The 10,048-nt window shown below is 67.6% G+C and carries 11 protein-coding genes and 1 tRNA gene; all 12 read right to left on the reverse strand.

All coding sequences use genetic code 11. From position 1 onward, the window contains the following. The 12 genes from ABT130_RS29405 to eno all read right to left on the reverse strand — a co-directional run bounded on the left by ABT130_RS29405 (position 1) and on the right by eno (position 9,733). Positions 1-411 carry a PPOX class F420-dependent oxidoreductase gene (locus ABT130_RS29405; protein ID WP_350926764.1) on the reverse strand — a complete coding sequence of 137 codons (411 nt, stop codon included), beginning with the start codon at positions 409-411 and terminating at the stop codon, positions 1-3. 70 nt (positions 412-481) lie between these two features. Then, the gene (locus tag ABT130_RS29410) at positions 482-709 is read right to left on the reverse strand and encodes a DUF4287 domain-containing protein (RefSeq protein WP_350926868.1); all 228 of its coding nucleotides are present in this window, start codon (positions 707-709) and stop codon (positions 482-484) included. Positions 710-895: 186 nt separating this feature from the next. After that, on the reverse strand, positions 896-1,681 hold the full coding sequence (locus tag ABT130_RS29415; RefSeq protein WP_350926766.1) for a Bax inhibitor-1/YccA family protein: 786 nt from the start codon (positions 1,679-1,681) through the stop codon (positions 896-898). A 147-nt stretch (positions 1,682-1,828) separates the two neighbouring features. Then, positions 1,829-2,212 carry a winged helix-turn-helix transcriptional regulator gene (locus ABT130_RS29420; RefSeq protein WP_350926768.1) on the reverse strand — a complete coding sequence of 128 codons (384 nt, stop codon included), beginning with the start codon at positions 2,210-2,212 and terminating at the stop codon, positions 1,829-1,831. 107 nt (positions 2,213-2,319) lie between these two features. After that, positions 2,320-2,392: transfer RNA gene (locus tag ABT130_RS29425), tRNA-Leu, on the reverse strand. Between the two features lie 173 nt (positions 2,393-2,565). Then, the gene (locus ABT130_RS29430; protein ID WP_350926770.1) at positions 2,566-3,882 is read right to left on the reverse strand and encodes an NAD(P)/FAD-dependent oxidoreductase; all 1,317 of its coding nucleotides are present in this window, start codon (positions 3,880-3,882) and stop codon (positions 2,566-2,568) included. 171 nt (positions 3,883-4,053) lie between these two features. Further along, positions 4,054-4,854, reverse strand: a complete 801-nt coding sequence (locus ABT130_RS29435; protein ID WP_350926772.1) for a uracil-DNA glycosylase — start codon at positions 4,852-4,854, stop codon at positions 4,054-4,056. Positions 4,855-5,047: 193 nt separating this feature from the next. Then, the gene (locus ABT130_RS29440) at positions 5,048-6,118 is read right to left on the reverse strand and encodes a hypothetical protein (RefSeq protein ID WP_350960649.1); all 1,071 of its coding nucleotides are present in this window, start codon (positions 6,116-6,118) and stop codon (positions 5,048-5,050) included. A gap of 232 nt (positions 6,119-6,350) precedes the next feature. Then, positions 6,351-7,310 (reverse strand): Ppx/GppA phosphatase family protein, encoded by a 960-nt coding sequence (locus ABT130_RS29445; protein ID WP_350960651.1) that lies wholly within the window; start codon positions 7,308-7,310, stop codon positions 6,351-6,353. Then, the gene (locus tag ABT130_RS29450; protein WP_350926778.1) at positions 7,307-7,825 is read right to left on the reverse strand and encodes a DUF501 domain-containing protein; all 519 of its coding nucleotides are present in this window, start codon (positions 7,823-7,825) and stop codon (positions 7,307-7,309) included. The genes ABT130_RS29445 and ABT130_RS29450 overlap by 4 nt, the downstream gene beginning before the upstream one ends. 40 nt (positions 7,826-7,865) lie before the next feature. Beyond that, positions 7,866-8,276, reverse strand: coding sequence for an FtsB family cell division protein (locus ABT130_RS29455; RefSeq protein ID WP_350960654.1), 411 nt, complete (start codon positions 8,274-8,276; stop codon positions 7,866-7,868). Between the two features lie 179 nt (positions 8,277-8,455). Further along, complete coding sequence (eno, locus tag ABT130_RS29460) at positions 8,456-9,733, reverse strand: phosphopyruvate hydratase (RefSeq protein WP_350960656.1); 1,278 nt, start codon at positions 9,731-9,733, stop codon at positions 8,456-8,458. Positions 9,734-10,048 lie beyond the last annotated feature (315 nt).

The raw sequence follows: 10,048 nt of genomic DNA on the forward strand, positions 1-10,048 counted from the left end.
TCAGCCGTGGACGTCGGGGCCGGCACGGGTGATCGTGATCTTCACGATCACCCGCCGGTCCCGCTCCATGGCGGCCCGGTAGTCGTCCCAGTCGGGGTGCTCACCGGAGATGTCGCGGTAGTAGGAGACCAGGGTCTCCATCGCCTCGGGCAGCGAGATGATCTCCGCGGTGCCGTCGATCTGGATCCATTCGCCGAAGAAGGCGTCGGTGGTCACGCAGAGCGAGAGTCGCGGGTCCCTACGCAGGTTGCGGACCTTGGCCGCGGTCTCCCTGGTGCTGACGATCGGGTTCCCCTCCGCGTCGAGCCCCACGGTGACCGGGGAGAGCTGCGGGCGTCCGTCCGCGTGCGAGGTCAGCATGACCGCGCGATGGTTGGCGCGGATGAATCCGCGCGCCTTTTCATGATCCATGAGCTCATCATGGCGTACATGACAGAGCCCGCACCACCAAGGTGGCGCGGGCTTGGCGAAGATAGTCGACTTACAGGTGGCGGGTACGGCGGTGCCGCTCGTGCTCGTGCACTATGGCGGCGGCATAGCCGTGGGACAGCCCGTGCTCGTCCGCGAGCCAGGTGGCGCGCTCATCACAGCGAAGGAACGACGGACCGTTGTCGATTGCTCGGAACCACTCGGGGAGTGCACGTCCCGTGATATCCGGGACCCTTGCGATCAGCTTGCTCTGCGTCTCCATTGAGTGGTTCAACGACATGGGCACCTCCACGGATAGGCTCCTTTGCTCGACAGTGCATCACGAAAGCGCAGATGGCAAGCCCCGAGATGCTCTCTCTCGTCGCGGTTCGTCTATCCCCCGTTGCCTTCCGTTCACTCACACATCCGCTCAGAAAAAAAGAAGGCCCCGCCGGATCGAATCCGGCGGGGCCTCCTGGCGTCACAGTCAGTCGCTACTCGAGAAGTAGCTCAGCAGGCGCAGGATCTCCAGGTAGATCCAGACCAGGGTGACGGTCAGGCCGAAGGCCATCAGCCACGAGTACTTCTCCGGGGCACCGGCCCGCACCCCGCGCTCGACCTCGTCGAAGTCCAGCAGCAGGAAGAAGCAGCCGATGAGGATCGCGGCGATGCTGAACACGTAGGCCAGCGGACCACCGGAGCGGATGCCGATGCCGTCCTCGATGAAGAAGCCGGCGAGCAGGTTGACGAGCATGAGACCCATCAGGCCCAGACCCGCGGCCACCACGAACTTGGTGAACTTCGGCGTCACCCGGATGATGCGCAACGCGTAGACCGTCAGCATGGCACCGAACGCCAGGGCCGTGCCGAGCACCGCCTGGAAGACGATGCCGCTGTACAGGTTGTTGTAAACGTGGCTGATCACGCCGATGGCGACGCCGTACGCCACCGAGTACCCGAGGATCAGCGCGGGGTTGGTGCTCTGCTTGAACGAGATGACCAGGGCCAGCACCAGGCCGACGATGACGCCGACGATCGCCGCGACCATACCGAGGTTGAGCGCCCAGGCGACCGCCGCCGAGACAACGAGCGTGCCGAGCGTGATGAAGCCACGCACGACCACGTCGTCGATCGTCATCGTCCGCTGTGCGGGCGGCGCGTACGACGGCGTGTTGTACATTCCCTGAAGCTGGTCAGGGGTGGGGGTCGGCATGCCCCATCCCTGCTGATTCCCCTTGGCCTGCCGACTGAATACGGGGTTCTTGCTCTCCATCGCTGCCTCCACGCTGCGACCTACGCGATCAGCGTATTAGATCGGTTGTCACACGGCCGTATCGTGCTGATATCCATGTTGTTCAAGTGACCGTACGGCTACCGCCGATGTTGCCAACGAACGGTCGGCGCGTCTGGTTCCCGGACCTCACATCTCCTTCGCCGATCTCTCGTCGAAAAGGCGCTGCGACGCCTCGACCTCGTCGAGGTTGCGGCGCGCCCACTCGCAGAGACCGGTCACGGTGACCGAGAGATCGCGGCCGATCCGGGTGAGCACGTATTCCACCTTGGGCGGCGAGGTCGGATAGACGTTGCGCTCGACGATGCCGTCGCGCTCCAGCGCCCGCAACGTCCGGGTCAGCATGCGCTGGTTGATCCCCTCGATCCGCGCCTTGAGCCGGGAGAACCGCTGGGCCTCGTGCCCCAGGGCCGCGATCACCAGCAGGGACCACTTGTCCCCGATGTGATCGATCACTTGCCGGGCGATCCCATTGGCCCGAAGCATCGGCTCCAGGTTCGCCTCGTTTCCCATGGTTACTATTTTATACCAGGGTCCCACCGAATCCCAAGCAGTAAGAAAAATCGGCCCGTGACCACATTTGCACTGGTCACGGACCGATTGTCGAATGGGCAATGCGGTACCCCCGGAGGGACTCGAACCCTCACTCGAACCCTTTTAAGGGGTTTGCCTCTGCCATTGGGCTACGGGGGCGCCTAATCATACGTAACGGACCACTCATGCGTAACTGCTCAAGCCAACCGTCGCATGACTCACTGCTCCAAATCTACGGACCCGCCCTGGATTCGGGAACCCGGTCAAGGAATAGCACACCGTCGGCAACGACGAATCCGGGGGTGGGCGCGAGTGTCCACCCCCGGAGAGGCTCAGGTCGTCGCCGCGGCGCGGAACTCCGTACGTGGCTCCTCGATCTCTCCGAGAGAGACGGTCTCGCGCTTGAAGAAGAGCGCCAGGGTCCAGTCGGCCGTCACCCGGACCTTGCGGTTGATCGTGGGCACCCGCGACAGGTGGTAAGTGCGGTGCATGAACCACGCGGCAAGCCCGCGGAGCTTGATCCCGTAGACGTTGGCGACCCCCTTGTGCAGGCCCAGCCCCGCGACGGAGCCGACATACCGGTGCCGGTAGTCGATCTGCTCCTTCCCGTGGAGCCTGCGGGTGATGTTGTCGGCGAGGACCTTGGCCTGCCGTACGGCGTGCTGGGCGTTGGGCGCGCAGTACTGGCCCGGGTTGGTCACGTCGGGCACGCCCGCCACGTCTCCGGCCGCGTAGGCGTCCTCGACACCGACCACGGTCAGCCGGGTGCTCGTCTTGATCCGGCCACGCTCGTCGAGGGGCAGGTCTCCGGCGTTGACGACCGGGCTGGGCTTCACCCCGGCGGTCCACACGATGGTGGCGGACTCGAACTCGTCGCCGTCGGAGAGCTTGACCAGGCCGCCCTCGCAGGAGTCGAGGCGGGTGTTCATCTTGACCTCGATACCGCGCTCGCGCAGCTGCTCGGCGGTCCACTTGCCCATCTCGGGACCGACCTCGGGCAGGATGCGGTCGGTGGCCTCCACGAGGACCCAGCGCATGTCCTCGCGGGAGATGTTGCGGTAGTAGCGGGTGGCGTCGACCGCCATGTCCTCCAGCTCCGCGAGCGCCTCGACACCCGCGAAGCCGCCACCGACCACGACGAACGTCAGCGCCCGCTTGCGCAGGGCCTCGTCGCCGTCGCTCTCGGCCCGGTCGAGGAGCTCGAGCACCCGGTTGCGCAGCGCGATCGCCTCGCCGACGGTCTTGAAACCGATCGCGGCGTCGGCCAGGCCCGGAATGGGGAGCGTGCGGGAGATCGAGCCCGCGGCCATGACCACGATGTCGTAGTCGATCTCGTGCGCCGTGCCGACGTTGGGCGCGAAGGTGAGGCTCTTGGCGGCGTGGTTGACCTTGGTCACCTTGCCGTTGAGGATCGTCGCCTTCGAGAGCACGCGCCTGAGCGGGACGACCACGTGCCGGGGCGAGAGGTTTCCGGCGGCCGCCTCGGGCAGGAAGGGCTGGTAGGTCATGTGGGACTCGGGGGTGAGGACAGTGATTCGCACGCTTCCTTCGCGCAGTTCCTTGCGGAGCGTGTGCTGCAGGCGCAGCACGGTGTAAAGGCCGACATAGCCTCCACCGACCACCACGATGTGCTTGGAGTTGCGGTCCACTTCGACGCCTTCCTTAAGTCTCGAGGCTTGTGAAACCTTTCACAAGCATACGTGCGTGACCCCGGTCGCGCCAGCCGCAAGCCCGGCAACTTATCCGAAATTTCCGCCGACGGTTAGAAACATCCTCTCTTCTTGCGAAAATTCCTGTCGATCTTCTGGTTGTGATTGAGTTCACAAGCTGCGGAGCGCGTTCGCCCTGGTGAAGAGCTCGTCCAGCATCGGCGCGGTCACCCGGCCGGTGAAGGTGTTCTGCTGGCTGGGGTGATAGCAGCCGAGAAGGTACGCGGGACCTCCCCCGGGGGAGGTGATCTCCACTTCGGCGCCGTGCCCGAAGGGCGGCCTCGGCCGGGGCAGGGCGTATCCGGCGTCCTTCAGCGCGGGCCAGATCGCCTGCCAGGCGAAGCCTCCCAGCGCGACGACCACCCGTACGTCCGCCGAGACCAGGGCGACCTCACGGGCCAGCCAGGGGAAGCAGGTGGCCCGCTCGGCCGGCTCGGGCCTGTTCGCGGGCGGAGCACACCGGACCGCCGCCACCATCCGCGCGCCGACGAGCCGCTGCCCGTCGCCCGCGTGCAGGCTGGTCTCCTGTACGGCCAGCCCCGTCCGGTACAGCGAGGCGAACAGCCAGTCACCACTGCGGTCGCCGGTGAAGATCCTCCCGGTCCTGTTGCCGCCGTGCGCCGCCGGAGCCAGTCCGACGATCAGGATCTCGGGCCGCTCCGCGCCCCATCCGGCGATGGGCCGGCCCCAGTAGGTCTCCTCGGCGAACGCCCGCCTCTTGACCGTCGCCACCTCCTCGCGCCACTCCACCAGGCGCGGACAGGCCCTGCAGACCGACTGCGCGGCCGTGAGCTCAGCGAGGCTGCCACTCTTCTCCGCGAGCTCGCGCACCTCGGCGGGGTCGTGGGCGACGGGGGTGTCGGGCTGGGCGGGATCGCCGGGCCAGCCGGATCCGGGAGGAACACAGGTCATGAATCCGATGGTGCCCGATGCGGGAGACCGCGGAGCCCACCGGGCCCCTCGCCTCCCGCAGGCCCGCCGGGGAGGCGAGGCGATCGGAGTGGAAAGGCGACAGGCGGCGCCCGCTGGGTGCGGACGCCGCCTGTTTCACTCCGGACACGTCCCGGCGTCAGCCGCCGGGCGCGCTGTCGCGACTGTCAGGCCATCAGGCGGGAAGAGTCGCGGTGGTGGTCGGAGTGGGGGTCGGGGTCGGAGTGGGAGTGGAGGTGGGCTTGCAGAAGACCTTGCCCACCGTGGTGTCGCTGGTCGGGCCACCGTAGATCTCGATCGCACGCTTGGCGTCGCCGGACGTCGAGGCGGTCCAGCTGTCGGTCACGCTCTGGCGCTGCGTACCGTGACCGCTGAAGTAGATGCTCTGCCAGTCGCCCGCGACACCGTCGCGGATCCAGCGGTACTTCACGGAGCCACGAACGTACGAAGCGCTGATCGTGCCGGTGAACGTGCGGGTCACCGGGCAGGTGCCGGCGTAGTCGGTCGGGGCGTAGGCGGAGACCGAGACCTTCGGCGACGTGTCCTTGCACCAGATCTTGAAGTAGGCGCGGTTGGACGAGGTCTCGACCGGGTCGATGATCTCCAGCGCGGCCCAGCCCCTGAAGTCGTCACGGGGCTTGATCACGTGGAAGACCTTGCGCGAACCGTTGACGCGAACGGCGTCACGGTCGACGACGCGGCCGTTGACGACCCACTGGTAACGCACCCAGCGGGAGTCGGAGGTGTTGATCCGACCGATCAGGGTAGCCTCGCAGTTACCCTCGTCGACCCACACCTGCGCACCGACACCGGGCCTGACGACCTCGTGGTCGTCCTCACCGGCGCCACAGGAGACCGAGAAACGGCCCTTCGCGGAGGTGGCGGCACGCGGAGCCAGGAGCTGGATGGCCTGCCAGCCCTTGACGTCGCCCTTGAAGGTCGCCTTCTCCTTGACGGTGAAGCTCTTGACGCCCTTGCCGCGGAAGGTGAAGGTCTGGACCTTGCCCTTGGATCCGTCTCCGCGCAACCACCGGTAGGCGACGGTGGTCTTGGCCTTGACGGCCTTCACCTTGATCTTCGAGGAGAAGGTCACCTTGACCGGGCACTCACCCTCGTACTTCGAGGGAGACGCCTTGGGAGTGCCCGCCCACACGGCGGGCTTCGGCTTCGGCTTGGCGACGGCCGCGACCGTCTGACCCGATCCACTGGCCGCCGCTGCGGGCGTGGCCAGCATGCCTACTGCCATGGTTGCCAGCATGGCCGCGCTGGCTCCTGCTGCGGCTAGCTTTCGTGCTAGTCCGGACTTCATGAGGGGATGCTCCGTTCGTTGGGAAGCAAGATTTGCCCTGGAGACGGTTGCCGCCCCGACAACAAGCTGTGCCGGGCCCACGGCAAAGTCCCACTAAAGCTTCTTTACCTAACCATAAACGGGAAGCTTTCCTCAATACTCCCTAAACGGGTGAATTGTCTAGGTCTTGTTATGAGGTGGCTACGGACCACGCGATGCCGTCGAGGATGTCGCGCTCGCTGGCGACCACATCGCCGAAACCGTAACGGGTCACTATCCGGTCGAGGATGAGCGCGCCCGCCCCGATCACGTCGACCCTGCCGGGGTGCATGACGGGAATCGTCGCCCGCTGCGCAACGGTCATTCCAAGCAATCTGCCGGCGATGTCATGCACCTGACCTGCGGTAATTCGCGAATGGTGGATTTTCTGCGAATCATATTCAGACAGCCCGAGCGCTATTCCGGCGACCGTGGTGACGGAACCGGCAAGCCCGACCAGCGTCAACGCCCGTTCCACCGGCACCTCGGCCGCGACCCGGTCGAGCGCCTCGTCGATGTCGGCGGTCACCGCCTCGACCGCCTTCGCCGACGGCGGGTCACCCGCGCCGCGCAGGTGGCGCTCGGTCAGCCGGACACACCCGATGTCGACGGAGAACGCGGCCTCCACATGCGTCGAGCCGAGCACGAACTCGGTCGAGCCGCCGCCGATGTCGACCACGAGGTACGGGGGGCGGGTGCCTTCGGGTGCGGGCAGTCCCGTCTCGGGCGAGAACCGCACCAGCTCGCGGGTGGCCCCGACGAACGACAGCTCCGCCTCCTCGACGCCCGTGATCACCTCGGGCTCGACGCCGAAGATCTCGCGTACGCCGTCCACGAAGTCCTGCCGGTTTGCGGCGTCCCTCGTCGCGCTGGTGGCGACCACGCGGACCGAGGTGGCCGCGTGCCGGTTGATGAGCTCGGCATAGCCGCGCATGGCGGTGAACGTACGCTCCAGGGCGTCCGTCGCCAGCCTGCCGGTCTCGTCGACCCCCTGCCCCAGCCGGACGATCTCCATTCGGCGCTCGACGTCGATCAGCCTGTCCCTGCCGACCTCGGCGATGAGCAGGCGGACGGAGTTGGTACCGCAGTCGATCGCGGCGACGCGGATCACTTGCTCTCCTCTGCGTCTTCGACGTCCACACACGGCCCGGCGGCCCACCACTCGCCGAGCGCGTCAAGGGCCTCACGGCCGAAGGGGTTGCTCCCCGGCACCGCGAGCTCGTGCCCGACCAGGGCGTGCAGGCATTTGACCCGGGTGGGCATGCCCCCGGTGCTCTGCATGTCGCGGGGCAGCGGCTCCAGGCCGTCCGCGGCGGCCGCCTTGTCACGGCGCGCCACGTAGTCCTCGTGGGCGGCCCGGTACGCCTCGGCCAGCTCCGCATCGTCGGCGAGCCTGGCCTGCATCTCCCGCATCATCCCCGAGGTCTCCAGCGTGCCGATGGCCGAGGCGGCCCTGGGGCACGTGAGGTAGAACAGGGTCGGGAAGGGCGATCCGTCGGGCAGTCTCGGTGCGGTCTCGACGACGTCGGGCAGCCCGCACGGGCAGCGGTGCGCCACCCCTCGCAGTCCTCGTGGCGCCCGGCCGAGCTGTCGCTCCACCGCCGCCACGTCGCGGTCATCAACCATTCGTGACACCCCCAAGAAGATGACAACCAGGGTATCGGCGTCACCCGGCGGCCCTGGCCGCCTTCTGCCCGGTGCCACTGTCGGCGGCCTTGACCGAGTCCCACAGCGTCTCGTACCACGGTGGCTTGGCGACCGCCCTCCGCTCACCGGCCGTGTTCCTGCCCGGCACGGGCGACTCGCCCATGACGACGTAGCACTTCTGCCCGGGGTCGCAGTAGAAGAGCCGCTCCCTGCCCTGCCGCTTGATGAAACCGGGGTCCAGGAGCTGCTTGTGGCGGTCGTCCAGGGCTTTGATCGCGGCGATCTCCCTGGCCTTCTCCTGCTCCAGCTGGGCGATCTGGCGGCGCTGGGCGACGTACTCCCTGATGGGGTAGGCGAGGCTCATGGCGATCGCGCACACCACGATCGCGAGGACCGCGGCCCGTCCCGTCAACTGCGGCCGTGTCGCCATGCGCCCCTCCTCGTCCCCACGTTCTCGCGGCCTCGTCCACCGTTCCCCGCCCGCCGTGCCCCGCACAGCGGCTCCGACACCGGCGGTCGCCGATCTCCGCACCTGGGGAACGCCGGACCGCGACCGGCGTTCCCGAGGTGCGGCCCGTGCTCGGAACGAGTGCGAGCCGCCAGAAGAAACTACCGCCGGAAACGCGGGAAGGCCGCCCGACCCGCGTAACGGGCCGCGTCGTCCAGAAGCTCCTCGATGCGGAGCAACTGGTTGTACTTGGCCACCCGGTCGGAGCGGGCCGGGGCACCGGTCTTGATCTGGCCGCAGTTGGTGGCCACGGCGAGGTCGGCGATCGTGGTGTCCTCGGTCTCGCCGGAGCGGTGGCTCATCATGCAGCGGTAACCGCTGCGGTGGGCCAGGTCCACCGCGTCGAGGGTCTCGGTCAGGGTGCCGATCTGGTTGACCTTGACCAGCAGCGCGTTGGCGGTGCCCTCGGCGATGCCGCGGGCCAGGCGCTCGGGGTTGGTCACGAACAGGTCGTCGCCGACCAGCTGGACCTTGTCGCCGAGGGCGCGGGTGATGGCGTTCCAGCCCTCCCAGTCGCTCTCGTCCAGCGGGTCCTCGATGGAGACCAGCGGGTAGTTCGCGACCAGGTCCTCGTAGAAGGCGATCAGCTCGGTGGCGGACAGGCCCTTGCCGTCGATGGTGTAGACGCCGCCCGAGTGGAACTCGGAGGCGGCCACGTCGAGGGCCAGCGCGACGTCCTCGCCGGGCACGTACCCGGCCTTCTCGATGGCGACCAGGATCAGGTCGAGCGCGTCACGGTTGGAGGGCAGGTTCGGCGCGAAACCACCCTCGTCGCCGAGGCCAGTGGCGTAGCCCTTCTCCTTCAGCACCGCCTTGAGGGCGTGGTAGACCTCGGTGCCCATCCGCACGGCCTCACGGAACGTCTCCGCCCCGATCGGAGCGATCATGAATTCCTGGATGTCGACGTTGGTGTCGGCGTGCGCGCCGCCGTTCAGGATGTTCATCATCGGCACGGGCAGCAGGTGCGCGTTCGGCCCGCCCAGGTAGCGGAAGAGCGGCAGCTCGGCGCTGTCCGCGGCGGCCTTGGCCACGGCGAGCGAGACGCCCAGGATCGCGTTGGCGCCCAGACGCGCCTTGTTGGGCGTGGCGTCCAGGTCGATCATGATCTGGTCGACGCTGCGCTGCTCGGTGGCGTCGAACCCGAGGATCTCGTCGGCGATCTCGTCGGTCACGCCGAGAACCGCCTTCTCCACGCCCTTGCCGCCGTAGCGCTCGTCGCCGTCACGGAGCTCGACGGCCTCGAACTGGCCGGTGGACGCGCCGCTGGGAACCGCGGCGCGCCCCTGGCTGCCGTCGTCCAGGAGGATGTCGACCTCGACCGTCGGGTTACCCCGGGAGTCAAGGATCTCTCGGGCGGTAACGCCCTCGATGGAAGCCACGAAGCGCTCCTAAAGTCGCAGGACAGTTTGCCTCAGAAGCGTACCGAGATCTACTTGCCGACACGGCGACCGGGACGCCTCCGAACAATGTTCGCGCAATTTCCGTACGAGGACCCGAAGGCGCCCCACCGCCGACGCCTCAGATCCCGCCGGTAACTGGACCGAGGAGACCACCCCAAGGAGCCCCTGAGGACGTACCCCATGCCCTTCCTTGGGGGACTTCCCGTGAGGCCGCGCCGGCGACTGGACTGAGGAGAGGGAGGTCGTGAGGAACGAGCGGCCTCCCTCGACGAGGGAAGGAGCCGGATCCCAGCG

Origin of the sequence: Streptosporangium sp. NPDC001681 (genome assembly GCF_040298085.1) — a bacterium.
GTDB lineage: Bacteria > Actinomycetota > Actinomycetes > Streptosporangiales > Streptosporangiaceae > Streptosporangium.

Coding starts and splice junctions, on each gene's coding strand:
- ABT130_RS29405 (WP_350926764.1), bottom strand. CDS start 411: ATGGATCATGAAAAGGCGCGCGGATTCATCCGCGCCAACCATCGCGCG.
- ABT130_RS29410 (WP_350926868.1), bottom strand. CDS start 709: ATGTCGTTGAACCACTCAATGGAGACGCAGAGCAAGCTGATCGCAAGG.
- ABT130_RS29415 (WP_350926766.1), bottom strand. CDS start 1,681: ATGGAGAGCAAGAACCCCGTATTCAGTCGGCAGGCCAAGGGGAATCAG.
- ABT130_RS29420 (WP_350926768.1), bottom strand. CDS start 2,212: ATGGGAAACGAGGCGAACCTGGAGCCGATGCTTCGGGCCAATGGGATC.
- ABT130_RS29435 (WP_350926772.1), bottom strand. CDS start 4,854: ATGACCTGTGTTCCTCCCGGATCCGGCTGGCCCGGCGATCCCGCCCAG.
- ABT130_RS29440 (WP_350960649.1), bottom strand. CDS start 6,118: ATGGCAGTAGGCATGCTGGCCACGCCCGCAGCGGCGGCCAGTGGATCG.
- ABT130_RS29450 (WP_350926778.1), bottom strand. CDS start 7,825: ATGGTTGATGACCGCGACGTGGCGGCGGTGGAGCGACAGCTCGGCCGG.
- ABT130_RS29455 (WP_350960654.1), bottom strand. CDS start 8,276: ATGGCGACACGGCCGCAGTTGACGGGACGGGCCGCGGTCCTCGCGATC.